General features: G+C 53.5%; 22 protein-coding genes. 6 read left to right on the top strand and 16 right to left on the bottom strand.

The window, feature by feature from the left end:
* Positions 1-16: 16 nt before the first annotated feature.
* A complete protein-coding gene (locus tag CLV60_RS07370) occupies positions 17-4,045 on the top strand; it encodes an ATP-binding protein (RefSeq protein WP_106594955.1) in 4,029 nt (1,342 codons plus the stop codon).
* Here the strand turns inward: CLV60_RS07370 and CLV60_RS07365 are convergent, their stop codons facing one another.
* On the bottom strand, positions 4,046-4,669 hold the full coding sequence (locus CLV60_RS07365; RefSeq protein WP_106594726.1) for a DUF3455 domain-containing protein: 624 nt from the start codon (positions 4,667-4,669) through the stop codon (positions 4,046-4,048). It abuts the gene before it with no gap.
* Between the two features lie 231 nt (positions 4,670-4,900).
* Between CLV60_RS07365 and CLV60_RS07360 the strand changes: the two genes are divergently transcribed.
* Positions 4,901-6,202 (top strand): vanadium-dependent haloperoxidase, encoded by a 1,302-nt coding sequence (locus tag CLV60_RS07360; protein WP_106594725.1) that lies wholly within the window; start codon positions 4,901-4,903, stop codon positions 6,200-6,202.
* Between the two features lie 154 nt (positions 6,203-6,356).
* Positions 6,357-7,169 (top strand): class I SAM-dependent methyltransferase, encoded by an 813-nt coding sequence (locus CLV60_RS07355; protein ID WP_229210863.1) that lies wholly within the window; start codon positions 6,357-6,359, stop codon positions 7,167-7,169.
* Positions 7,170-7,236: 67 nt separating this feature from the next.
* Here the strand turns inward: CLV60_RS07355 and CLV60_RS07350 are convergent, their stop codons facing one another.
* The 15 genes from CLV60_RS07350 to CLV60_RS07280 form a co-directional block, all read right to left on the bottom strand.
* Positions 7,237-8,673 (bottom strand): NADH-quinone oxidoreductase subunit N, encoded by a 1,437-nt coding sequence (locus CLV60_RS07350; RefSeq protein ID WP_106594723.1) that lies wholly within the window; start codon positions 8,671-8,673, stop codon positions 7,237-7,239.
* A complete protein-coding gene (locus tag CLV60_RS07345) occupies positions 8,663-10,174 on the bottom strand; it encodes a complex I subunit 4 family protein (RefSeq protein WP_106594722.1) in 1,512 nt (503 codons plus the stop codon). Before CLV60_RS07345 ends, CLV60_RS07350 begins: the two co-directional genes overlap by 11 nt.
* The gene (gene nuoL / locus CLV60_RS07340; protein WP_106594721.1) at positions 10,171-12,060 is read right to left on the bottom strand and encodes an NADH-quinone oxidoreductase subunit L; all 1,890 of its coding nucleotides are present in this window, start codon (positions 12,058-12,060) and stop codon (positions 10,171-10,173) included. The genes CLV60_RS07345 and nuoL overlap by 4 nt, the downstream gene beginning before the upstream one ends.
* Before the next feature lie 22 nt (positions 12,061-12,082).
* Positions 12,083-12,394, bottom strand: a complete 312-nt coding sequence (gene nuoK, locus CLV60_RS07335) for an NADH-quinone oxidoreductase subunit NuoK (protein ID WP_106594720.1) — start codon at positions 12,392-12,394, stop codon at positions 12,083-12,085.
* Entirely contained in the window at positions 12,391-12,951 is a 561-nt protein-coding gene (gene nuoJ / locus CLV60_RS07330; protein ID WP_106594719.1) for an NADH-quinone oxidoreductase subunit J, read from the bottom strand. Before nuoJ ends, nuoK begins: the two co-directional genes overlap by 4 nt.
* A gap of 3 nt (positions 12,952-12,954) precedes the next feature.
* Positions 12,955-13,470, bottom strand: a complete 516-nt coding sequence (gene nuoI / locus CLV60_RS07325; RefSeq protein WP_090383672.1) for an NADH-quinone oxidoreductase subunit NuoI — start codon at positions 13,468-13,470, stop codon at positions 12,955-12,957.
* Positions 13,471-13,488: 18 nt separating this feature from the next.
* Positions 13,489-14,442: an NADH-quinone oxidoreductase subunit NuoH gene (nuoH, locus tag CLV60_RS07320; RefSeq protein ID WP_106594718.1), complete on the bottom strand. Its 954-nt coding sequence runs from the start codon at positions 14,440-14,442 to the stop codon at positions 13,489-13,491.
* Entirely contained in the window at positions 14,439-17,135 is a 2,697-nt protein-coding gene (gene nuoG / locus CLV60_RS07315; RefSeq protein WP_106594717.1) for an NADH-quinone oxidoreductase subunit NuoG, read from the bottom strand. The genes nuoH and nuoG overlap by 4 nt, the downstream gene beginning before the upstream one ends.
* 6 nt (positions 17,136-17,141) lie before the next feature.
* Complete coding sequence (gene nuoF / locus CLV60_RS07310; RefSeq protein ID WP_106594716.1) at positions 17,142-18,410, bottom strand: NADH-quinone oxidoreductase subunit NuoF; 1,269 nt, start codon at positions 18,408-18,410, stop codon at positions 17,142-17,144.
* A 4-nt stretch (positions 18,411-18,414) separates the two neighbouring features.
* Positions 18,415-18,894: an NADH-quinone oxidoreductase subunit NuoE gene (gene nuoE, locus CLV60_RS07305; protein ID WP_106594715.1), complete on the bottom strand. Its 480-nt coding sequence runs from the start codon at positions 18,892-18,894 to the stop codon at positions 18,415-18,417.
* Between the two features lie 18 nt (positions 18,895-18,912).
* Entirely contained in the window at positions 18,913-20,670 is a 1,758-nt protein-coding gene (nuoC, locus tag CLV60_RS07300; RefSeq protein ID WP_106594954.1) for an NADH-quinone oxidoreductase subunit C/D, read from the bottom strand.
* A 1-nt stretch (position 20,671) separates the two neighbouring features.
* Positions 20,672-21,310 carry an NADH-quinone oxidoreductase subunit B gene (locus tag CLV60_RS07295; RefSeq protein ID WP_106594714.1) on the bottom strand — a complete coding sequence of 213 codons (639 nt, stop codon included), beginning with the start codon at positions 21,308-21,310 and terminating at the stop codon, positions 20,672-20,674.
* Positions 21,291-21,740 (bottom strand): NADH-quinone oxidoreductase subunit A, encoded by a 450-nt coding sequence (locus CLV60_RS07290; RefSeq protein WP_106594713.1) that lies wholly within the window; start codon positions 21,738-21,740, stop codon positions 21,291-21,293. Before CLV60_RS07290 ends, CLV60_RS07295 begins: the two co-directional genes overlap by 20 nt.
* Positions 21,741-21,835: 95 nt before the next feature.
* Positions 21,836-22,267 carry a CBS domain-containing protein gene (locus CLV60_RS07285; RefSeq protein WP_106594712.1) on the bottom strand — a complete coding sequence of 144 codons (432 nt, stop codon included), beginning with the start codon at positions 22,265-22,267 and terminating at the stop codon, positions 21,836-21,838.
* 117 nt (positions 22,268-22,384) lie between these two features.
* Positions 22,385-22,726: a VOC family protein gene (locus tag CLV60_RS07280; protein ID WP_106594711.1), complete on the bottom strand. Its 342-nt coding sequence runs from the start codon at positions 22,724-22,726 to the stop codon at positions 22,385-22,387.
* A 191-nt stretch (positions 22,727-22,917) separates the two neighbouring features.
* On the opposite strand from CLV60_RS07280, the gene CLV60_RS07275 reads away from it, so the two are divergent.
* The 3 genes from CLV60_RS07275 (at position 22,918) to CLV60_RS07265 (ending at position 25,080) form a co-directional block, all read left to right on the top strand.
* Positions 22,918-24,240, top strand: coding sequence for a hypothetical protein (locus tag CLV60_RS07275; RefSeq protein WP_229210862.1), 1,323 nt, complete (start codon positions 22,918-22,920; stop codon positions 24,238-24,240).
* A gap of 307 nt (positions 24,241-24,547) precedes the next feature.
* Complete coding sequence (locus CLV60_RS07270) at positions 24,548-24,808, top strand: hypothetical protein (protein ID WP_106594710.1); 261 nt, start codon at positions 24,548-24,550, stop codon at positions 24,806-24,808.
* A complete protein-coding gene (locus tag CLV60_RS07265; protein ID WP_211302207.1) occupies positions 24,805-25,080 on the top strand; it encodes a Txe/YoeB family addiction module toxin in 276 nt (91 codons plus the stop codon). Before CLV60_RS07270 ends, CLV60_RS07265 begins: the two co-directional genes overlap by 4 nt.
* The last annotated feature ends 33 nt before the right edge of the window (positions 25,081-25,113 follow it).

Raw genomic sequence — 25,113 nt, 5'->3', positions numbered from 1 at the left:
CTTTACCATCCGACCTATGAAAAAAATACCCCTGCTTTTCGCCCTGGCGCTGGGCCTGAACGCAGCGGCACAAAAGCCCGGTTCTCCGCTTGCAAAGATCTGGCAGCAGAGCCTTCCATTCATTACCAACTATTCCACCGACGAGTACAAGGCCGCATTCCAGAACTGGGCGCTGGTGCAGGGAAACAATGGCATTATCTACGCTGCAAACAACTCCGGCGTGCTCGAATATGATGGCGTGACCTGGCAGCTCATCCCTACCACCGATGGCAATCCGGTACGGTCGCTGGCGAAGGACCCGAAAGGCCGTATTTACGTCGGCGGATCGGGAGAAGTGGGCTACCTGGCCGAAAACAGTCAGAATAAAATGGTTTTTCACTCCCTGAAAAACAAGCTCAGCCCCTCCGACCGGAACTTCGGGAATATATGGTTTACATTCGCCGGCAAGGGTTCTGTCTATTTCGTTTGCGACCTGCATATTCTTGAATTCACGGGTGGGAAATTCAAAGTATGGAAAAGCGACATCGGCACACTCGGGTTCGCCTGGCTGGTCAATGACGCCTTGTACGTGAGCGTGAGCGAGAAGGGCCTCTACAAAAAAGAAGGAAATTCGCTGAAACTCGTCGAAGGCGGCGAGGCATTCAAAGGAATGGGGCTGACAAGTTTATTGCCGTTCGAAGGCAAAAAACTGCTGGTAACCGGCCTCACCAAGGAGTTTTATATCTACGACGGGACAAAACTCGAACCGTTGATGAAGGACGGCCAAAGGGTTCGCATCAAAGATGCCGTGTACCACAGCGCACAGCTCAGTAATGGAGACTATGCTTTTGCTACTACCGGGTCGGGCTTTTACCTGATGCAACGCGACGGCACCATCCGCAACAACATCTGCCGCAAAGAAGGGCTGTCCAGCGATGCCGTATATGCCGTTTTCGAGGATGCCGAAAAGGATTTGTGGCTCGCCACCGACAATGGGATCAGCCGCCTGGAAATCAGTTCGCCGCTGCGGGTGCTGAACGAAAATCACGGCCTCGACGAGAATCCGATGGACATTGAAGTCTTTAACAATAAGTTATTTACCACCAACAGCAAAGGCCTTTTCGAGCTGAACAGCCCGCCTTCGCAAGGTATTTCCAAACCCTATTTCAAAAAAATCGCCGGAATAGACAACCTGACGATGCATTGCCAGACTTTTGGAAATGAACTGATCGTATCCAACTACGACGGCGTTTTTGTACTGAATCAAAACGGGAGCCGGTCGCAAATAGCGAAAGAGAATGTAGTACGCGTAGAAGAAGCGCGATCCCCGCAGGTCCCTCCGCATTTGCTCGTGGGCCTGGAAGGCAACGGACTTACGGAACTGCTTTTGAAGGATGGCAAATGGGTACAGGGCGGCCGGCGTGACGATATGAAATTCTATTCCGAAAGCTTCGCGCGCGGGGCCGACGGTACCATTTTCATCAACAGCCGGCGAAACGGAATTTATGAAATAGCCTGGCAAACGCCGGGCGCCATGCATTCGCTGGCCGATCCGTTCAAGCTCATCCACCACGGTCCCGAAAACGGATTGTCGTCCAACAAAATCCGCTGGCTGGAAAAGGTTGGCAATACAGTCTACGCCTCCACCGACGAGGCAATGCACCGCTTTAACCCTGCCAAACGCAGGTTTGAAGTCGACTCGGTACTTACCGCCGGTGTGGCGCCGTACAAGGGCGGGTGGATCAACGAAATCGTCGCGGGCCGCGATGGTACCATGTGGTTTACACTCTATCACAACTACCAGAGCCAGGTATTTGAATATGCCCAGGGCAGGCTCCAAAGGCTACCCGTTTCGGGACGGCTATCCGATGCGCTCATTTCCAAAATGCACGACAATGGCGACGGGTTCATGGTTTTCGGATCCAATAAATGGCTGGTACTCTTTGACAAAAGCCTTGAAACAGGCGTCAACAAGCCATTCAAAACGCTGATCCGCCGGATTTCGGTCGACCAGGATTCGTCGGTGAGTTTCCGGGGTGCTTCGCCTGAAATGGCTTACGGGCATCGGCTGCGATTCCAGTTTGCATTGCCTAGCTACGATCTTTCGACCAAAAACCAATTTCAATACTTCCTCGAAGGCTTTCACGAGAAATGGTCGGCCTGGTCGGGTGAATCGTTTGTTGACTTCACCAACCTGCCCGAAGGAAATTATGTATTCCGGGTGCGCGGCAGAGACGTATATGGTAATGCGGGAGGCGAAGATGTATTAGCCTTCAAGATTCTTCCGCCCTGGTACCGTACCTGGTGGGCATTCGCCATTTACGCGCTGCTCCTGGGCGGCATGGCGGTCGTGCTGGTTCGGTTCCGGGAAAGGAAGCTGAAAATGGAAAAACTCGTGCTCGAAAATACCGTCCGCGAACGCACCGAGAAAATCCTGCTCCAAACCGAAGAGCTGAAAGAAATGGACCGCATGAAATCCCGCTTTTTTGCGAATATTTCCCACGAATTCCGGACGCCGCTGACGCTGATTCTCGCCCCCCTCGAAGAAGAATTAAGCAAAAAGCCCCCCGCCGAGCAAGGTAAGCTCCTCACCATGAAGCGCTACGCCAACCGCCTGCTCGAACTCGTGAACCAGCTATTGAACCTCTCGAAGCTGGAAGCCGGTAAAATGGAGCTTCAAATACAAAAAGGAGAGCTCCGCCAGTTTCTGAGTGTGCTGTCGTCCTCCTTCGACTCGCTGGCGCAGCATAAGGAAATAGCCTTTGAAAAAGCGATTGCTGTGCCGGAAGGCCCCTTCTGGTTCGACCCCGACAAGCTGGAAAAGGTGATTATCAACCTGTTGTCTAATGCATTCAAATTCACGCCAGCCGGCGGCTCGGTAAAAATTGCTGCGCATATTACCGACAAGGCAGGGAAGCCGGTGCTCCAAGTCTCGGTGTCGGACACAGGCCGCGGCGTCGCGCCGGAAGAACAGAAAAGGGTGTTTGAATCATTTTACCAGGCCCGACAGACCGTCGAAAACCAGGATGGCGGCACCGGTCTGGGGTTAGCATTTGCCAAAGAGCTTGTTAAACTGCACAAAGGAAGTATCTCACTCCAGAGCGAAGTCGGCAAAGGTTCGGTTTTCTCCATTGAGGTACCAGTGCACAAGGAGGGTTACGAGGCCGGCCAGATCATTGAAAACGGGTCTCTCCCCTACACACTTCCTACTGCACATCCGGCCGACCAGGCTCCGGAAGTACCGATATTAAACGAAGCAAAACGCAAGGAGCGCCGCACAGCCGGCAGTGGAGCTACCGAGGAAACGGTACTGATCGTGGAGGATAATGCCGAATTACGCGATTACATGGCCTCTTTGCTGGAAGGCCAATACACCGTTTTCAAGGCACCCGACGGCGTGGAAGCGCTCGCGTGCGCACGTAAGGTGTTGCCAAGCCTGATCATTAGCGACCTGATGATGCCCCGCATGGATGGTATCGAGCTCACGGCCGCCGTCAAATCCGATGAACGGACGAGCCATATCCCGGTGATACTCCTTACCGCAAAGAGCGGCCAGGAATCCCGCATCGACGGATTAAAAACCGGGGCCGACGACTACCTCACCAAACCTTTCTCGGTGGAAGAACTGACTGTCCGGGTTGCAAACCTGATCGAACTCCGGAAAAAACTGGCTGAACGCTACCGCGAACGTATCCGGGTACACGTCACGGCCTCGGAGGAAATGTCGCTCGACGACAAGTTTCTGATGAAAGCCAAGGAGATTGTGGAGGCCAATATGGAGGATGTACTGTTCTCGGTTGAGAAAATGGCGGAGGAAATGAGTCTTAGCCGCACGCAGCTTTTGCGGAAACTGAAAGCGCTCACCGGTTTGGCCCCGAACGACTTTATCCGCGACATGCGCCTGCAAAAAGCAGCAGAAATGATCCGCCAAAAGGCTGACACGATCACGCAGATCGGTTATGCGGTGGGGTTCAATGACCAATCGTATTTCAGCAAAAGCTTTAAAAAGGAATTCGGGGAAACCCCCACGGAATATGCCGCGAGGGTTTCGCAAAAAGAAGCGTAATTAGGGAATGCGTTTGACGAACCGGTAAACCGCGGTGTAAGGCACATCGGCGGTGGCCGCCGCATCTGTCGGAGGGCTTACCGGCGCTCGCCCGCCGGTTGTCGCGATCCTGAATATATACCCTACTCCCTGAAAAATGCCCGTTGGCTCCTGGCCTGCTTTGTTGGTCAGCAGCAGCCAGTCGATGCTCTTCGGATCTTTGGAATAGGTTTTGGCAGGACTGAATGCCTGCCCTGCGATCATGTAGCCGGGGCCATTCAGTTTCCAGGTAGGACCGACGAAATGGCTGCCTATTTTCGCATTGGACGCATCGTACAGATCCGCCTCCGGCGCCACAAAAACCCATTGGTACTGCACCGGGCCTGCTCCATCCTTCACTTGCGCCTTGTATTTCTGCACGCCCACGGCAAAGTAAGTAGCCACGCGCTCATACCCTTTCGGATTCGAAGGAAGCGCAAATGACGCGGGCATCGTGAGGTTTTCACTAAGCATAATGTGGTCTGCGGGAGTGAGTACCGGCTTGGGGTGATCATCGTAATCCGAGCAGGCGATCGAAAAGGCCATCAGGATAACGCATGCGAGAATACGGCCGCCGGAGCCCCGGAAAATGTTACTGTTTTTCATAGCTGTTTTTAATGTAAATGATTGATATAAGGCCGGTTTGAATCAGCCGACGGCAAAACTATATGCCCTTAACGGGCCCGGATTGTAGGCAGGATGCAAATCCAGGTAGATATGAGCGGCTGTTTTCAGGGTCCTATGCAGCGACGCATAATTACCTGGATATGCGTCGCCATTACAAGTTTTGGCCCCTCTCACCGATGCAATTTTGCAGCCTCAATAATCTATTATCACATGAAAAATGTAACATTATTAAAACGCGTCAGACAATCGGCCTTCGGGCTGCTTGCCTGCACAATGCTCACCGTCTCGTGCACGGATCACGACGGTCCCCAGATTCCGGCCGAGCAGCCTGCTTCCTCCGAGGTAGTCACGTCGTGGCTCACCATGCAGTTGAAAATCGCGCAGGTCATGCCCGCCTCCCCGCCTGTGACAGCCCGCAGATGGGCGTACAGCGGTGTCGCATTGTGGGAATCATTGCAGCCTGGTTTGCCGGGGTACCAGTCGATCGCGCCGCAGCTCAATGGCCTTCCCGCATTGCCGAAGCCGTCGGGATCATTAACCTATTACTTCCCGGCCAGCGCCAATGCAGCCCTTGCCGCGATCAACCGCGTGATTCATCCGGGCATCTCAGCCGCTACGCTGGCACGCATCGATTCGCTGGAAGCGGCCAATCTGGCGAAGTACCAGGCGCACCAGCAACCCGACGTGCTGGCCAACTCCGTCGACTTCGGGAAGAAAATCGCGGCAGCCGTTTTTGAATGGGCCAAAACCGATGGCTATGACAACGCTACTCCGTATACGCCGCTCAGCGGACCGTCCTACTGGAAACCTACGCCGCCTGCATTCGCACCGGCTATTCTGTCCAACTGGGGCAAAGTACGCACGATTGTGCCCAACAGCGATGCAGGCGCGGAACAAGGTGCGCCCATACCTTATTCGGAAGATCCCGCATCAGCGTATTACAAACAAGTGGAGGAGCTGTACACCATTTCGCAGTCGCTCACGCAGGAGCAGCGCACCATCGCGACCTATTGGCCCGACAATTCATGGCATAACATCCTGAGCCAGGTCCTGGCCATCGAAAAACCGGGGCTGGCTGCGGCTGCCAAAGCTTTCGCGCAATTGGGCATCGCCATGTCCGACGGGGCCATCAGTCTTTGCAAAGGTAAATATGTGTATCACGGCGTGCGCCCGGTGACCTACATCCGCACAGTGATGAACCATCCTGATTGGAACACTGTGATTCCAACGCCTCCGCATCCGGAATATCCCTCGGGTCACTCGGTAATGTCGGCAGCCGCTGCGGAAGTTCTGAGCCAAATTTTCGGACAGAACTACCATTTCACCGACAAGCCGTACAACCTCCCCGCATTTGCGCCGAGAACTTTCAACTCATTTGAAGAGGCGGCTTCCGAAGCCGCGGTTTCGAGGGTGTATGCCGGCATTCATTTCCGTAAAACCTGTGAAGTAAGCCTGCTTCACGGAAAAATCGTGGGGCAGAATGTGATCGCCAAGTTGAAGTTCAAACCGTAAAGTATATCGGGTTGCGCCCGATATCGATTCAGCCATGAAAATTCTTAAATTAATGACAATTCTTCTCGCGCTTTTCCTCTCCTGCATGCACTATTGGAGAGTCGTTTAGCCAAAAATCAAAACAGTATCTATTTAATCTAAAATGAAAAATAAAATGAATGCAAACAAAGCACTTTGGGAAAAGGGTGACTTCACCCGTCTGGCAGAAACAATGCGTGAAAGCGGCACTGCGCTGGTAGCAAAATTAGGAATCACCAAAGGCCAGGAAGTCCTCGACCTCGGCTGCGGCGACGGCACTACCGCCATACCTGCCGCGCGGCTGGGCGCCAATGTCCAGGGCGTGGATATCGCCCGGAACCTCGTAGAAGCAGGTAATGCCCGCGTAAAGGCCGAAGGGCTGACCAATATCACCTTCCGCGAAGGCGACGCGATCAACCTCGAAGGCATCGAGGATCAGTCGTTCGATGTGGTGGTGAGCATTTTCGGGGCCATGTTCGCGCCCCAGCCGTTTGATGTGGCGAAGGAAATGTTTCGCGTAACGCGCCCCGGCGGGAAGATCGTGATGGGCAACTGGATCCCCGGCGACCCGACGCTCGTAGCCCAGATCCTGAAAGTAAGCTCTGCCTACACGCCCGCACCGCCGGAAGGGTTTGTGAGCCCGATGCTCTGGGGTGTGGAAAACAATGTAACCGAGCGCTTTGTAGCGGCGGGCGCATCGCAGGAAAATATCTCTTTCGAAAGGGAAACATTCACCTTCCGGACGCCCGTCCCTCCGGCAGCATTTCTTGAAACTTTCAGGAAATACTACGGGCCTACGATGAACGCATTTGAAGCAGCGGAAAAGAACGGCAAAGAGGCCGATTTGCACCAGGAGCTGGCAAATTTGTTCGAAAGCCAAAATCAAAGTCCAGACAAAAATGCCACTTCGATTCCCGCCACATTCCTGAAAGTGACGGTTCGTCGTTAAGATAACCATTTGCAGGGCCTGTTCTCATTTTGCGAAAGCAATCCGACGGACAGGCCCTTTTTCATGGCTATTTCAATTGAAGCCCCTGCACGACGCCGATCGCGGTATCAGGGTAAACGCCGAGCCAGATCAGCGCAAAAGTGAGAATGGAGAGAACTGCCATGCTGATTCCCAGAAAAACGGGATATCTGGCCGGAGGATCCGGCAGCAAGTCGCGTGTACCGGCAAACAGCATCGTAACCACCCGGAGGTAGTAGTACAGCCCCACCACGCTGCTCAGCACCAGCACCACGGCCAACAGCCAGAAACCCTGCCCGATACCGGTGGTGAGTACATAAAATTTCCCCGTAAAACCCGCCGTGAGCGGAATACCCGCCAGCGAAAACATGGCGACGGCCAATATACTCGCCAATGCGGGATGCTTCCAGAATAATGCCTTGTACCGGTCCAGATCATCGGCATCGGTTTCCGAATCGGAGAGAATAGTAATCACCCCGAAGGCGGCAAAAGTCGTGATAAAGTAAGTAAGCAAATAAAAACTGACGGCCTGCAGGACCACAGCGCTGCCGGGGATGAATGCAACCAGCAAATATCCCAAATGTGCAATCGACGAATACGCGAGCAGCCGCTTGATATTTTTCTGCCGCAGTGCCAGCAGGTTGCCCGCCACCATCGATGCAATGGCGATGGTAATCATGACCATCTGCAAGGGCTCCGATTGGAACCCGTCGATCGCGATGAAAAAGCGCAGCATTGCCGCCACGACCCCACCTTTGGAGGCAGTGGCAATAAATGCCGTAACCGGCACAGGCGCGCCTTGGTACACATCGGCGGTCCACATATGAAACGGCACTACCGCCAGCTTGAAGCCCAGCCCGACCAGCATCAGACCTAATCCGGTAAGCAGCAATGGCGGTACGCTTTCGGCCGCGACCACATCGGCCATTCCTGCAAACGACATCGTACCCGTTTCCAGATACACCAGGGCCATTCCAAAAAGCAGAAAAGCCGACGAAAACGCCGCCAGCACCAGGTATTTGATGCCCGCCTCAATGCTGTGGTTGCGCGTACGCAGGTAGGCAATGAGCGCGTACAAGCCTATGGTCAGGATTTCAAGCCCCAGAAAGACGGATACGAAATGCTCGCTCACCGCCAGCACGCAAGCGCCCAGCGTACACAGGAAAAGCAGCACATAATACTCTTTTGGTCCTTCTTCTTTTTCCTGAAAATAGATGTAGGAGAACACATTGACCACCAATCCCGAAAAGATGATCAGCCCGGTCATAAAAGCGCCGAAGCTATCCATCATAAACAGCGAACCCACCTCGTAGGGGAGCATTCCGCGGATATTTAGCAAACAAATGAATGCTATTACAAAAAGCAGCAGACTCACCAGCTGGATGATCCGATGGCTCAGCCGCGCCACGATCAGCAGCATCACCAGTACCGATGCGCCTGCCAGCACCATGAGCGGCATCAGCGCAGAGAAATCATTATTTGACATAAGACTGATGATCTGCGGCCATATGATGAACATCCATAAACCGAATAAGCTCCGTGATGGCAGGCTTGGCCGTGTCGATCACCGGCTGCGGAAACAGCCCGAGCCAAACTACCGAAACCGTGAGCGCCGCCATGATCAGCATTTCCCTCAATGAAAAATCGGGAACGGCTTCCATCGTCCTGCGCGGGCCCAGGAATATCTTCCCAACGATGCGCAGGGAATACACTGCCGAAAATATCAGCCCGGAGGCCGCGACAACGGTGACCCAGGGCTGCGCCTGAAAAACACCGAGCAGGATCAGAAATTCGGCGACGAAGTTTCCCAGGCCCGGCAATCCGAGCGAGGCCATCGCAAATACCAGCCCGATGGTACCCATCTGAGGCATTGGCCCCCAGAGCCCCCCCATTTGTTCGATATCGCGGGTATGCAGCCGCTCCTTGATCATCCCGGCCATTAAAAACAAAGCGCCGGTGCTCAGAGCATGGGTAACAAGCTGCATGACCACTCCTTGAAGCGCCAGTTCATTCAATGCGAAAATGCCGGTGATCACAAAACCCATATGGCTCACGCTCGTAAATGCGACCAGCCGTTTCAAATCGGTCTGCGAATAGGCCATGACTGCGCCATAAATGATACCCGCGACACCGAGCACCATAGCCGGCACGGCCACGTCCGTCACCACTTCGGGGAACATGGGTACCACAAAACGCAGCATACCATAGGCACCGGTTTTCAGCAGTAATCCGGCCAAAATGAGACTTCCTGCCGTAGGCGCCTCCCCGTGGGCGTCGGGCAGCCAGGTGTGAAATGGAAATACGGGCAGCTTGACGGCAAAGGCGATCATAAAGCCGGACATCAGCCAGAAAGCCGTTTTGAATGGGATTACAGTGTCAATCAGTTCAAAATACCCGAATGTGTAAACGCCGGTATCCTGCCCATGGATGAAATAGAGGCCCAATATGGCCAGGAACATCAGCAAACCGCTTGCCTGCGTGAAAATGAAGAATTTATAAGCTGCATATACCCTGTTTTCACTTCCCCATATACCAATCAGAAAATACATCGGAATGAGCATCACCTCCCAGAAGAAGTAGAACAGGAACATATCCATGGCCATAAATACCCCCGCCACGCCTGCCAGGATCCAGAGCAGGTTGAAATAGTAAAAGCCCCTTCGCTCGCGGATTTCATCCCAGGAACAGAGTACGGCGAGCACGCCCAGAAAAAAGGTCAGACCCAGTAAAAGCAAGCTCAGCCCGTCGACCGCCAGGTGGAAGGTTATGCCAAAAGAAGGAATCCACGCTTTGCGGTAGTCCATCAGCCATTGCCCGTCCGTCAGCGAATGCGGCGAGGTATTGGCCCACAGCAATATCACGAGTAACAGACCTGTGACGCTGGCCGCTAATGCGATCCACCGCGGAAGGTGCCTGTTCCATTCTCCTGCGATCACCGCCGCAACGGCGCCGACCATTAAAACCGTGATTAATAGGACCAGTATCATAGCATTATCTGAATACCCAGGATGAGAATTGCACCAACCACCAGCCCCATGATATACCACCGAAGCGAGCCGGATTGCGTTCGTGAAAGCAGCTTGTACATTTCACCGGTCGCCGCAGCGATGCCGGTGTACAGCCTGTCGGTAACATCCGACTTATTGACTTTGGAAATAAAAATGAATGGCTTCACCAGCACCCGATCGTACAGCGCGTCGAAACCCCAACCCGAAAACCAGAAGCGGTGGAGGCTTGCCAGCAAGCCGTTCCGGCGAAGGTTTTCGATGCGTGCAGGTTGCTGATAGTAGTAATGATAGCCAAGAAATATACCACTCAGGGTAGCCAGTGCCGCCAAAAGCTGAAACAGCCATTCCGATGGAATATTATCCCGCATAACCGTTTCCGGCAATACCGGATGCAACAAATCCGAGAAAAGCGTAAAATGCCCGAAATTATGCGGCAGCTCGATAAACCCGGCAAAAACAGAGAATACCGCGAGCACCACAAGCGGCATCGTCATGCGCCTGCCCGGCAAATGCCCGACCGGCGTGTGCGATTCTCCCCAGAATGTCAGGATCATCATGCGCGTGGTGTAGGCAGCGGTAATCAATGCACCGGAAAGGGCTACCATCCATAATACAGGGCTCCCGCCGTTGGCCGTCCAGGAGTACCAGAGTATCTGATCCTTGCTATAAAACCCTGCACTGATGAGCGGCACCGCCGCCAGGGACAGAGCACCGGCCAGGAATGTCCAGAAAACCACCGGCATTTTGTCTTTCAACCCACCCATTTTAAACATATTATGCTCATGATGAAGGGATTCAATGATGGCTCCCGCAGCGAGGAAGAGTAATGCTTTGAAAAATGCATGAACCATAAAATGGAATATCGCAGCCGTCCAGGCGCCCACGCCCAATGCGAGGAACATATAGCCGATCTGGCTGATAGTTGAATAGGCCAGTACGCGCTTGATGTCGTACTGGGTGAGGGCGGTAAGCCCGGCGAGCAGCAGGGTCGCGGCCCCGATGACGGCAATCACCAGACGAGCCGTTTCGGAGAGCGCGAAGATCGCATGCATACGCGCTACCAGGTACACGCCGGCGGTCACCATCGTGGCCGCGTGTATGAGCGCGCTCACGGGCGATGGCCCCGCCATGGCGTCGGGCAGCCAGGTTTGTAGCGGAAGCTGGGCCGATTTGCCGAGGCCTCCGGCCAGCAGCAATAGCGCAGTGATCGTTACAACGGTACTGTCAGGCTGCCAGATGGTTGTAGCATTGGCCCCGATATCGGAGATAACGAGGGTACCGGCCTGTTGGAAAACCATGAATAGACCAATGGCCATGGCCGCGTCGCCGATCCGGGTGACGGTAAATGCCTTTCGTGCCGCATTGCCGTTGGCGGGCTGCTCGTACCAGAAGCCGATCAGCAGGTAGCTGCACAGCCCTACCCCCTCCCAGCCCAGGTACATCAGCAACAGATTATCGGCCAGCACCAGTACCAGCATCGAGAACACAAACAGGTTCATGCTGGCAAAGAAACGGGCATAGTCCCGGTCCGCCTCCATGAATGCGGTGGAATAGATGTGGATCAGCGCGCCGATAAAGGTGATGACAAAAACAAAAACCAGGGAAAGGACATCGAGCGTGAGGGTAATTTTCGCACTGAACTCGCCCACCTCGAACCACGTCCATAAGGTCTGAGTGTATACGGCGTTCGCAGGCATACCGGCCAGAAACGCGCCCCCGACAATGATGGTTACCAACGCGGAAAGGCAAATGCTGCCCGCTCCGACAATCGCCACAGATGCTCGGGTGAGCTGTTTCCCCGCCAATGCGAGGATCAGGAATCCGCCGAGCGGAAGGGCGGGTATGAGCCATAGATACTTGTCCATGCGCTTTCAGGTTACGGGCTGCTCACCCATTCATTTCTCTCAGATTATCGATATCCAGCGATTTGTGCTGGTGGTAGATTTGCAGGATCAGCGCCAGGCCGATGGATACCTCGGCGGCGGCCATGGCCAGGATGAACACGAACATCACCTGGCCGTCGGGCTGCCCCCACCGCGAGCCTGCCGCCACAAATGCCAGCCCCGACGCATTGAGCATGATCTCGACTGACAAGAGCATGAAAATGATATTCTTCCGGATGATCACCCCGACGATCCCCAATGCAAACAGCAGGCCCGCCAGCAATACCACCACTTCGATTGAAACAGTTGTTTTCATAGCACCGCTTCTTCGTGTTTCTCCTCTTCTTTTTCCTTTTCTTCCTGCAAAAACCGGTGCAGTACCAGTTTTTTATGGCGGCCGATATGCGCAGCCCCCACCACCGCGGCCATGAGCAGCATCGCTGCCAGTTCAACCCCTAACAGGTATTCGTGGTACAACGACAGGGCCAGTTCACGCGGGCCTACCACAGCCGGGCTGTATGCCCCCTGCCCGGACGATAACACGAGCGCCAGAAATTCGGCAAACAATATCGCGGCTAATGCGGTTGGTCCCATCCACACTTTGGGTTTCAGCCACTTTCGTTCCTGCTCGGCGGTCTCCTTGCCAAGGTTCAGCAGCATCACCACGAATATGAAAAGGACCATAATCGCCCCCGCGTAAATGATGATTTCCAGCAGTGCAGCGAACGACGCGCCAAGCAGGTAAAAAAGCATAGCATGCGCCAGCAGCGACACATTCAGGTACAACAGCGCGTGAACGGGGTTATGCCGTGTGATAACCATTAAAGTGGCTACCAGGGCGACGGTACCGGCGATATAAAAAGCGATTTCCATAGTTCAGGGGATCAAACTGCGTATATCAACGGGCGGTTCTTCGTTGGCACCCTCGCCTTTGCCTTTTACACCCGCGGCGAGGCCGGCCACTTTGTAATAGTTGTAACCCGGGTACTTACCCTGGCTGTCGATCAGCAGATCTTCTTTTTCGTACACCAGGTTCTGCCGGTTGTATTCGCCCATTTCAAAATCGGGGGTGAGCTGAATCGCGTACGTCGGGCAGGCTTCCTCGCAGTAACCGCAGAAAATGCATCTCGAAAAATTGATCCTGAAAAATGCGGGGTACCGTCTGCCGTTTTCATCCTCGGTCGCTTGCAGGGAAATGCAATCGACCGGGCAGGCCGCGGCGCAGAGGTAGCAGCCTACGCAGCGCTCGCCCCCGTCCGGGTCACGCGTGAGCACGATCCGCCCCCGCCAGCGCGGGTGCAGCACTACTTTTTCTTCCGGATATTGAATCGTCTCGCGCTTCCTAAACATATGCAGGAAAATGAGGCCGATCGATCTGAGTAAGCTGATCATGACGCATTGGGTTAATGGTTAGTTTTTCAGCAGGGTAAATCCGCCGGTAATGAGCAGATTGAGCAAGGCAATGGGCAGGATAATTTTCCAGCCATATTCCATCAGCTGATCGTACCGGGGCCGTGGAAGCGAAGCGCGCAGCAGGATAAAGAATATAATAAAAACGAATGTTTTGAGGGTAAACCATACTACCGGCGGCAAAACCGGCCCGAGCCATCCTCCAAAGAAAATAGTGACCACCATGGCGGAAATCAGGATGATACCCAGGTATTCCCCAATGAAGAACATCCCGAATTTCATACCCGAATATTCGGAGTGGAAACCCGCCACGAGCTCGCTCTCCGCCTCGGGGATATCAAAAGGCAGCCTGTGCGTTTCGGCTATCCCGGCTGTCAGAAAGAGTACAAACGCAACCGGCTGCGTCACCACAAACCAGAAGTCCTTCTGCGCCATTACAATGTCCGTCAGCCGGAACGAGCCCGAAAGCATCACCACACCCATCAGAGAAAGACCCATAAAAACTTCATAGCTGATCATCTGCGAGGCCCCGCGCAAGGCGCCCAGCAGCGAGTATTTATTGTTGGAGGCCCAACCGCCAAGCACAATGCTGTAAACGCCCAGCGACGACATCGCGAGAAAGAACAACAATCCGATGTCCAGATCGGCCACCAGAATGTCCGGCGCGAACGGTACCACCACAAAACTCAGCAGCACAGCCGCCGCGACAATAGCCGGGGCAAAAACGAAAACGGCTTTCTCGGCAAACGGCGGAATCCAGTCTTCTTTAAAAAACAGCTTGATCGTGTCGGCCACGACGATAAACAAACCGAATGGGCCTGCCCGGTTGGGACCGTAACGGTCCTGCCAGAGCGCGAGCATCCGTCGTTCGAGCCAGATCAACCAGGCCGCGATCGTGGTCAGCGTAAAGAGGATGATGACGATCATCAGCGTATATTTCAGAATCTCGTTCATACGGTTGCATTGGTTAAGACACCTTTCGCAGGCCATGCGATACCCGATAGCGAGGGCAGGTTGTACGGCAACCCGGCCAGGCCTTCTGGCAATTCATTTTTCAGGGTTACCGGCAGGTCAAAAACCTGGTCACCTATCCGCATTTTTAAAATAGCTCCTTCCGAAACATGCAGGCGTTCGGCGTCCAGGCTGTTCAGAGCAATGTAGGGGCGAGGAGAACGGCCTTCCACGGATGGCGACAACACGCTAAGTTCGTCCGAACCGAAAATGTGCGTCAGCGGTACCAACGCCATTTCATCCATTTGTCGCTTAAATGCAGCTGGACTAGCGCTATGAAAACCGTTTGAAAAATGCACAGCATTGCCCAACAGCCGCACACCAGGATCGCCTCCGCGCAGCGGTCCGCCCGCTTCGCTTTGGTACTTGTGCACCGATTGGCCTGAGTTCCAGCCCGGCGACCAGTAAAAGGGTGTTAATGGTGCCGGCGGCATCCCGCGGTAGCCCTCCATCGTAAACGAGAGCGGCGAATCGGTGTCTACCGGTGGTTTGGGTTCACTCACGGCCACATTGGCAAGCATCGCGGTACGACCGCTGAACCGGTGCGGCTCCCGGGGAATGCGCTGGCCGTTAATCCGGAAATCGGATAGCGGCGCCGCCATTTCCGCTCCTTTGAATTGCGGCATGGCGTTCACGAGTTCTTCCAACAGATTGTCCAATTCCCGAAGTTCGTCGGGTTTCGTGCCTTCGCGGAATTGCCGGAACTCGTCGAGCCAGCGCCAGCTTTCGCGGATATGCTCGTTTTTAGGCATAAAAACCTGAAAAAACCGCTGTGCGCGTTCCTCGTTGTTGACGAGCGTTCCTTCTCCCTCGGCAAAAGTAGCGGTCGGAATCAGCACCGTTGCCTTGCGGGCGGTGTCGTTTTCAAGATGGTCGAGTACCAAGCTGTTTTTAAATGCATTGAAGAAACGGTCGATCTCAGACCGTTCCGCCCGGCGGTACAGATCATTTTCCAGAACGACCGCCGTGGCGAATTCCCCGGTCTCCGCAGCTCTCATCGCCATGGCCAGCGACGGTGCCTGCATCATGGCAAGCCCCGCGGAATTGCATTCGGGCAATACAAAGCACAGTCCGGCTTTTTTCTCCGCTTTTTCCAATGCCTGCCCGATTTGATAGGCGGCCTGGATAATGTCTTCATTGAAAAGTGATGTTCCCGATACAATCAGCGGCCTTTCCGCCTTTTGGAGCAGATCCGCCATGCGCCTGGCCGATTCCTTCGTTTGCGCAGGGAGTCCTTCCGGCTCGGGTACACTGCTTTCCATATAATGGGCAACAGCAAAGCCGAATCGTGCAATATCCTCCGGCGCCGCATGAAGCATACCGGACGCGACTTCATCAAGCTTGGTATTGACAGGATATGCCATGAAAAGTTCTCCCTTTTCATCCTGGATCATCTCCCTGATCGCGGCATCATTCCAGAGCGGGATGTTGGATCCTGCGATATTTTCGAGCGGTTTGGTGCGGACCGCCTGCCTTAATGCCAGTGCAAGCCGCGGAGCAGAATTAGTTGGGTCTTCACCCAGTACCAGCGTCACGTCGGCATATTCGGTTTCTTTCAGCGAGGGTGTATAAACGTGCCCGCTGTGCTGGATCGCCAGTATTTTACGGAGCAACCCGGCTTCGTTTTCGGAAATGCCCTGATAAAAATTCTCCTCACCCACCAGCCGCCGCAATGCGAAATTCGCTTCCAATGAGGCCCGCGGCGAGCCGATACCGAGCAGCTTACCTCCGGTCAGAATACCGCTGAGGCTTTCGAACAGATTCCGGCCTTCTTTTTCCCCACGGATTACCGGCTGCCTTACCCTTCCGGGGTCATTGACAAACTCATAGCCGTACCGGCCGCGGTCGCAAATGAAATAGCCGTTGACAGCGCCATTGAACCGGTTGGTAATCTGCCGGAGCGCTCCATACCGTTCACCGGCGATGATATTGCAACCCAGGCTGCAATGCTGGCAGATGGACGGGGCCATTGTCATATCCCATTTACGGGTATAATGCTCCCTCAGCGTTTTATCCGTAAACACGCCGGTAGGACAAACCTCCGCCAGGTTTCCGCTGAACTCGTTTTCCAGTACCCCATCTTTTTCTCTTCCAAAATACACGTGGTTATGCGCCGCAAATACGTCCAGGTCTTTTCCTCCCGCATAATCCTTATAAAACCGGACGCAGCGGTAACACTGGATACAGCGGTTCATTTCGTGGTGCAGGAATGGCCCGAGGTACTGGTTTTGGTAAGTCCTTTTCGGGAAACGGAAACGCCGGTAAGCATGGCCGGTCATGACGGTCATATCCTGTAAATGGCACGAACCGCCTTCATCGCACACCGCGCAGTCGTGCGGGTGGTTGCTCATGAGCCATTCGATGTTTTGCGACCGGAAATCGTGCGCAGCGGTGTCATTCAGGGACAGGTACATATTATCCCGCACCCCTTCCATACAGGCCATCACCAAACGCCCGGTCTTGTCATTTTCATCCTTGAAAAGCTTGACGGCGCACTGGCGACACGCTCCCACCGAGCCCATCGCCGGATGCCAGCAGAAATAAGGCAGGTCAAGACCCAGTGTGAGGCAGGTTTCGAGCAGGTTTTTACCCGGCTTTACGTCATAAGGCTTCTGATCGATGTAAATGCGTACCATGATAATTTACCGCCAGGGGCATTTTTTTTGATCGATATGCTTTTCGAAATCCTCTCTGAAATATTTCAGCGCGCTTTGCAGCGGCTCCATCGCGCCCGGTGCCAGCGCGCAGAACGTATTCCCCGGCCCCAAAAGCCGCGTGTGCGTTTCGAGCAGCTGCAAGTCTTCCGGCCTGCCTTCGCCGCGTTCGATGGATAGTAGTATTTTTTCCGTCCATGGTAGTCCCTCGCGGCAGGGCGTACACCATCCGCACGACTCCTGCGCGAAGAAATGTTCGAGGTTATGCACAAATCCCACGGGACAGGTGTGGTCGTCGAGGATGATCATCGTGCCGGTACCGAGCCTGCTTCCCGCAGCGGCCACGGATTTGTAGTCGAGGTTGATATCGAGATGTTCTTCAACGAGAAAGTCGGTGGAAGCTCCTCCCGGCAATGCCCCCCTGAAACGATATCCGTTAGCCATTCCACCGGCGCAATCCTCGATCAGCTCGCGCATGGAAACGCCCATCGGCAGTTCCCATAGACCTGGTCTTTTGACCCGCCCGCTCACGCCGTAAATCTTCGTACCGGCATCATTGCCTTTGCCCAGGCTTTTGAACCAATCCGGGCCATTGTTGATAATGTGCGGGATATTGCAAAGTGTTTCGACGTTATTGACGATCGTAGGCTTGCCAAACAGCCCGCTTACCTGGGGGAAAGGCGGCTTGGCCCTCGGCGTAGCCCTTTTTCCTTCCAATGCATTGAGCAAGGCGGTTTCCTCCCCGCAGATGTAACGGCCGACGCCGGTGTGCAGGTACATTTCCAGGTTGTAGCCCGTTCCCAGGATGTTTTTGCCCAGATAACCCGCCGCATAGGCTTCCTCCATAGCGTGCGTGAGCAGCCGACCAGCCTTTTTATAAGCCCAGCGCAAAAAGATGTACGAAATATTGGCCTGGATCGCGAAAGCCGAAATGATCATGCCCTCGATGAGCTGATGCGGGTTACCCTCCATCAGCATCCGGTCCTTGAATGTACCGGGCTCCATTTCGTCGGCGTTCGCGATCAGGTATTTGACCGGATAATGCCCGTTCATCGGTACAAAACTCCATTTCATGCCCGTGTTGAAGCCCGCTCCTCCCCTGCCTTTCAGATCCGACGCCTGCACCGTGTTCGTAATCGACTCCGGGGACAGCGAAAGTGCTTTCCTCAATGCCTGATAGCCCCCGTTCTTTTCATAATCGCGGAGATTATAGCAGGGGCGGTCGAAGCTGATATGCTGGGTGAGAGGCGTTTCCATGGCGTCAGTGGTATCGGTCCAGTATTTCGTCCAGGCTTTCTTCCGTCAGGTCGCGAAACAGCTCGTTGTTGATCATCAGCGCGGGCGCGTGGTCGCAGGTACCCAGGCAGGCATTAGGCAGGAGCGTGAAACGGCCGTCGGGGGTCGTTTGCCCGAAACTAATGCCCAGCCTTTCTCGGATTTGCCCGTATATTTTTTCATAACCCATCACATAGCAACTGATGCTGTCGCATAGCAGAATGACATTTCTGCCGACGGGCCGTCTGAAAACGAGGTTGTAAAACGTTGCCACGCTGTCGAGCTCTTCCGGCGATATTTCCAGGTAACCGGCAATGGCTTGCAGGCTGTCGTCGGAAATCCATCCGCGGTGGTGCTGCACGATTTTGAGCGCTTCGATAGCCGCCGCGCGCCGCATGGGTACGAGCGCGATCTCATGGTCAATCTCCGCCATTTCTTCGGGTGTGAGTGTCTCCTGGGCGATCATGACAAAATAGTTTGTTGATTATCGGTCTATATCAGCCAAAACATAATCGATACTGCCGAGAATGGACAGCAGGTCGGCTACCGTGTAACCCTTACTGATATACGGAAGCATTTGCATATGCGGAAACGACGGAGTCCGGATCCTGACGCGGTATGCCGACGTGCTTCCGTCGCTGGTCAGGTAATAACTGTTAGCGCCTTTGGTGGCTTCGATGCAGCTCATGGCTTCGCCAGCGGGAATTACCGGCCCCCAGCTCACATTGAGGAAATGGGTAATGAGCGTTTCGATATCCTGCATCGTGTTTTTCTTAATGGGCGGCGTCGTGAGCGGGTGATCCGATTTGTAGGGCCCCTCCGGCATGTTATTCAGGCATTGCTCGACGATTTTCAGGCTTTGCCACATCTCCTGCACTCTGACCACGGCACGGTCGTAACAATCCCCGTTCTGAGCGGTAGGAATGTCGAAATCAAAGTTTCCGTAACCCGAATAGGGTTGCTTTTTCCGGAAATCCCATTCAAACCCGCACGCCCGCAAGCCCGGGCCGGTTACGCCCCATTCAATCGCTTCTTCGAGTGTGTATATGCCAATACCCACGGTACGGGCCTGGAAAATGCTGTTACGCATCACCATCTGGTCGTATTCCCGGAGGCGTTTGGGAAAGTAATCGACAAAATCGCGCACCAGCTTGTCCCAGCCGGCGGGCAGGTCCTGTGCCACGCCCCCGATACGGAACCAGTTGGGGTGCATCCGCGCGCCGCAAACGGCTTCAATAATATCAAATATCTTTTCCCGGTCGGTGAACATATAGAATACCGGCGAGAGCTGCCCCAAATCCTGGGCGAATGTGCCGTACCATACCAGATGGCTGGCAATGCGGAACAGCTCACACAACATCACCCGTATCACTTCGACGCGTGGGGGTACCCGGATGCCCGCCAGCTTTTCCACCGCGAGCAGATAGGCCAGGTTGTTCATCACGCCACCCAGGTAATCCACCCGGTCGGTATAGGGTATGTAGGTGTGCCAGGACTGTCGTTCACCCATTTTCTCGGCCCCGCGATGGTGGAAGCCGATGTCGGGTACAGCGTCGACGATGTCCTCGCCGTCGAGCTGTAAAATAATGCGGAGCACGCCGTGCGTGCCGGGGTGTTGCGGTCCGAGGTTGAGGAACATGAAGTCGGCATCTTCGCTGTGCCTTTTCAAGCCCCATTCTTCGGGATTGAATTGCAATGCTTCCTGCTCACGGTCCTGCTTTTCCTCCCAAAGCCGGAAGGGCCCCATCTCGGTCGCGCGAGCGGGATGTTCTTTTCTCAAAGGATGGCCGTCCCAAGTTAACGGCATTAATATACGTCTCAGGTGCGGATGGCTTTCAAACCGTATTCCGAACATATCGAAGACCTCCCTTTCATACCAGTTTGCATTTGTCCACAGAGAGCAAATCGACGGAATGGAGGGGTACTCTCCGTGCAAGGCCACTTTAATGCGGATAAACCGGTTCCTACCGAACGAGAGCAGATGGTAAATAACTGTAAAATCCGGCGGTACAGACCCGTTCAGCGCCGCTTTTGCCCTGCTGCGCTCATCAATGGCGCTGAGGTCGAAAAGCATGCCGAATGGTCGGACAATCCCCGTTTTAAGGTGTGTGAGCAAAGCCACTACCTGCTCTTTCTTGACGCGCAGCGTAGTAACCCCGTCGGTGTTTATTTCAATTTTAAAAGCTGTGTCGCCCAACGCGGCCCTCAGCTCTTCTACGAGACCGGAATCGATATCTTCCATGTCAAACAGTGTCAGGCGTACGAAAATCAACGATCTTCTTCCTCTCCTCTTTCTTTTCCATGCGCATTACAGGCTTTTCGGGCCTGATAACGCCCTGGGGACCAATTGCCCAGCTGAGCGGCCTCTGCTCCTTTCCTACCGATTCGGACAGCAGCATGAGTCCTTGCATAAACGCGTCGGGCCGTGGCGGGCAGCCCGGTACATACACGTCCACGGGAAGGAATTTATCTACACCCTGCACCACACTGTAGATGTCGTACATCCCGCCCGAATTGGCACACGAACCCATGGAAATCACCCATTTGGGCTCCATCATCTGCTCGTGCAGCCTTTTGATGATCGGCGCCATTTTCACAAAAACAGTACCGGCGATCACCATCACATCGGCTTCCCGGGGAGTACCCCGGATTACCTCCGCGCCAAATCTTGCTACATCATATTTGCTCGTAATGCTGGTGGCCATCTCCACGAAACAGCATGAGAGGCCGAAATGGAACGGCCACATGGAGTTACGCCGGCCCCAGGCCAGCAGGTCCTGGACAGTCGTGAGCATAACACTCTGCCCCACAGCCTCTTCGAATGAACCCGTTCCCTGCGTTGCCGCCGTGGGATCGGACGGTTTACTTAGCCACCAGTTCATGGTACGCTTGCCCTTTGGGCATTTTACGGTAAGCTTTGAGTATTTTCTTCCCGTCGGGCCCGAAGTTCAACGCACCGATGCTCCATTCGTAGATCAGCACGGCGAACAGCAACCCTATAAAAACACAAATGCCGAGGTACCCTGGCCAGCCGAGTTCACGGAATGCCAGAGCCCACAGCACGATAAATACCACCTCGATATCGAATATGACAAACATCATCGCAATCAGATAGAACTGCGCCGAGAAGCGCAGCCGCGCGGAGCCGGTTTCGAGAATCCCCGATTCATAGGGCTGCTCGGACGCCGCTGTGCGATGCCGTTGACCGAGAAAGTAAGAAAGCGAAATTATCAATGTCAGTAATGCAAAAACCAGTAAAGTATATAGCCAAAAAGGCCATCCTGGCGTGCCAGACGCATTTAAACGATCCATAAGCAATCCAATTTAGAAAACGGGAACAGCAACAAAACTGTATTCTCTCAGATTGGCGTGATAAAATGGGTAAGATGTTGGAAATGAAGAAATGCTCAGATGCCCGTAATGTAATGTTTCAGGTTGTCGATCACGTATTCCTGATCCTCGATGATGAATTTGACTACGTCTCCAATGGAAATGATACCTGTGAGTTTTTCGTCGTCGATAACCGGAAGATGCCTGATAAATTTGTCGGTCATGCAAGCCATGCAGTCTTCAATAGATGTATCCGAGGATACCGTAAGGGGATTACTTGTCATGATTTCCCCCACCAATAAATCTTTAGAGGCCTTACCTCTCAGGATAACTTTACGTGCGTAATCCCTTTCTGTGAAGATTCCAACGACGTGCTCCCGTTCCATTACCAGCAACGCGCCGATGTTTTTTTCAGCCATCAGTTCCAGAGCTTCGAAAACAGTGTTGTCCGGCCGAATGGACACTGGTCCTGTCTTCTTTGTTTCGAGAATATTTCTGACTTTCCCCATAATTAGCTCCCGCCTCCAAACGGATTCAGCGATAAATTTTGGTTAACATAAATATATTTACCAAATCATTAAAAAGCTAATATTCAAGCATTTTTTTATATTTTTTCACGAATACCCTTACTCGCTCCAAACAGCCAGCACATTGCCGTCAGGGTCCGCGAAATGGAACCTTCTGCCTCCCGGGAAGGAGAAAATATCGACGGTGATGTTACCTCCGGCGACGATAACCTTATCTTTCACTCCTTCCAGATCTTTGGTATACAGTACTACCAGCGGATTTCCGCCAGCAGTCTCCTCCGGATTCCTGTGAAAGCCGCCGAATAGTGCGCCGTCTTCAAATGCGGTATAATCGTCGCCGTAATCGGTAAAAGTCCAGCCGAAGGCACTGCCGTAAAAAGCCTTGATGACGTCAATGTGCTTGCAATAAAATTCGATGTAGTTGATGGATATCCGGCTCATGGTTTTTGGAATAATTTGTTGATACCTTTTTTGCAAATGTATCATTGTGATCCCCTTGTTCAAACAGACTGCGCCAGTTATTGGATAGCGGGGAAAATTACCGGCCGATATCGATAATTTCTGCCTCAAAAGGGTATCCGGGACCACTTCCGGCCTCTTTAAGGTAATTCCTAAATACTGCAACCTTAAAAATGATGAAAAAGAAACAAACCGGTGCTTCACTCCTGACCAGGCGTGAAATGCTCGGCATTACCGGTATGGCAGGTCTGACGGCCTTCGCCGGCATTGCAACCGAAGCCGCCGTCCCACAAACCGCACAAGCCAAGCCGCGGATAGCCTGCCTGGTCACCTATTGGGGCGCTACCAGGTCCCATGCCGACTGGATCATTGCGAAACTCATGGACGGCTACTGGTGGCAGGGCGCCCACACACCTTCCGGAATCGAAGTGGTGTCGGTTTACATTCACCAGTTCGACAGCAGCCTGCTGGGCCAGAAAGTGTGTAAATCCAAAAACATTCCGATCTTCAAAACGGTCGGTGAGGCGGTTACGTTAGGCGGTAAGGAACTTGCTGTGGATGGCGTGGTGATCGTCGGCGAGCATGGCGATTACGCGACCACGCTCAAAGGCCAGTGGATGCTACCGCGTTGGTGGATTTACCAGCAGGTAATCCGGGTTTTCGAGCAGAGCAAGCGCTCGGTACCTGTGTTTAATGACAAACACCTCTCATACAGCTGGGACGAAGCCAAATGGATGTTCGACAAATCCCGCGAGTTGGGCTTCCCGCTGACCGGCGGCTCTTCCATACCCGTCCACTACCGCAAGCCCGACATAGAAATCGACGTCGAAACTCCTATCAAAGCCTCGGTGATGCTCGGCGGAGCGCCGGATGAGGGCGCGCTGTTCCATTGCGTGGATGTGTTGCAGGCTTTTGTAGAACGCCGGAAGGGTGGCGAAACGGGCGTCAAATCGGTACAATGCATCCGCGGACCGGAAACCTGGAAATGGACGGAAAAGAATCCCTGGGCGGCCAAACTCCTGGAATCCGTTCGGGCCAATATGAACCTCAAACCCGGACATTTTCAGGCGATCGAAAAACCGAACGTCTGCATCGTCGAATATAACGATGGCACGAAGGCTGCCATTTACAATGCCCGGGACGTCGGCTGGACCTACGCCGCCGAGATCGCAGGAAGCAAAGAACCGACGATCATTTCGATGCTCGAATGGCCGGGGCCGTTTTCCCAATACCACGCCTCCAACTCGCAGCCGCACTGGATCGTGGAAACGATGGTAACCAAAAAGGAGCCATTCAATGCGGAGCGGCTGCTTTTATCGACGGGGATTACCGCATTCAATATGGAATCCAACTGGCAGAACGGGGTATACGCTCCGGTCGGCCGCCGCATCGAAACGCCATTCATGAACATGACCTACCGCTCCACGCGCGGGGCGCAATTCAACAAAGGCGAGCGCCCACCGAATGTACCGTATATGCGGGGGTTCGCGGAGTAGTTTGGGATGATTGAATGATCCGCCGTGGAACGGGGAATGATCGAATAAAAATGCCGTCAGGCATGTAACATCGGTAGCAAATGCATGTTTTAGATGCTTTGAAATGCCCCTGGGCATGTAACAACCGGGCATATGGCTAGCGCTAATACTTTGCTGTTGCATCCCTGACGGGATTTTTACAACGCGTGGCCTATTGTTGCTACCGATGTTACATCGCTACGCGATTTGTACTTTAAGAATATGGTCGCTCATTATCCAAATAAATCAACCATAAAAACTTATATTTGTGTACCAAAAAAAGTACACAATGGCAATCATAGAAACGACTAGCAGGCAGTTCAGGGAAAGGCAAAAAGACTTCTTTGAGATGGCCGACAAAGGAGAGAAAATAGTCATCAGAAGAGGGCGCAAGCAAACTTATGTGCTTACCCCTGTCTCCGAAGATGATCTCTATTTCTCCCCTGAAATGATCCAACGCATAAAAGATGCGCAGCAAGAGATCCGGGAAGGCAAGTCCACCGTAATCAAGACTAAAGAAGAACTTGACGCATTTTTTGAAAATCTGTGATATACACCATCGTTTTTTCAGACAAAGCAAAAGAAGATTTGCAGTTCCTGAAAAGATCTGAACCACAGGCGTATAAAAAAGCAAAACTGTTAATAGAAGAACTTGCGGAGCATCCTAAAACAGGACGTGGAAAACCGCAACTCAAAAAGCATAACCTCGCAGGATTGTATGCAAGGAAGATAACCGATAAGCATAGACTCCTGTATTCAGTTGACGACCATACCGTCACAGTAGACATTATTTCATCCAGAGGTCATTACGACGATAAATAGTGCATGATGTTTTTGTACTTTCTTGCAATTCGA

Source organism: Dyadobacter jiangsuensis (genome assembly GCF_003014695.1).
Taxonomy (GTDB): Bacteria; Bacteroidota; Bacteroidia; order Cytophagales; family Spirosomataceae; genus Dyadobacter; species Dyadobacter jiangsuensis.
Note: the sequence above shows the minus strand (reverse complement) of the source record. Positions and strands in the feature narration are given on the sequence as shown.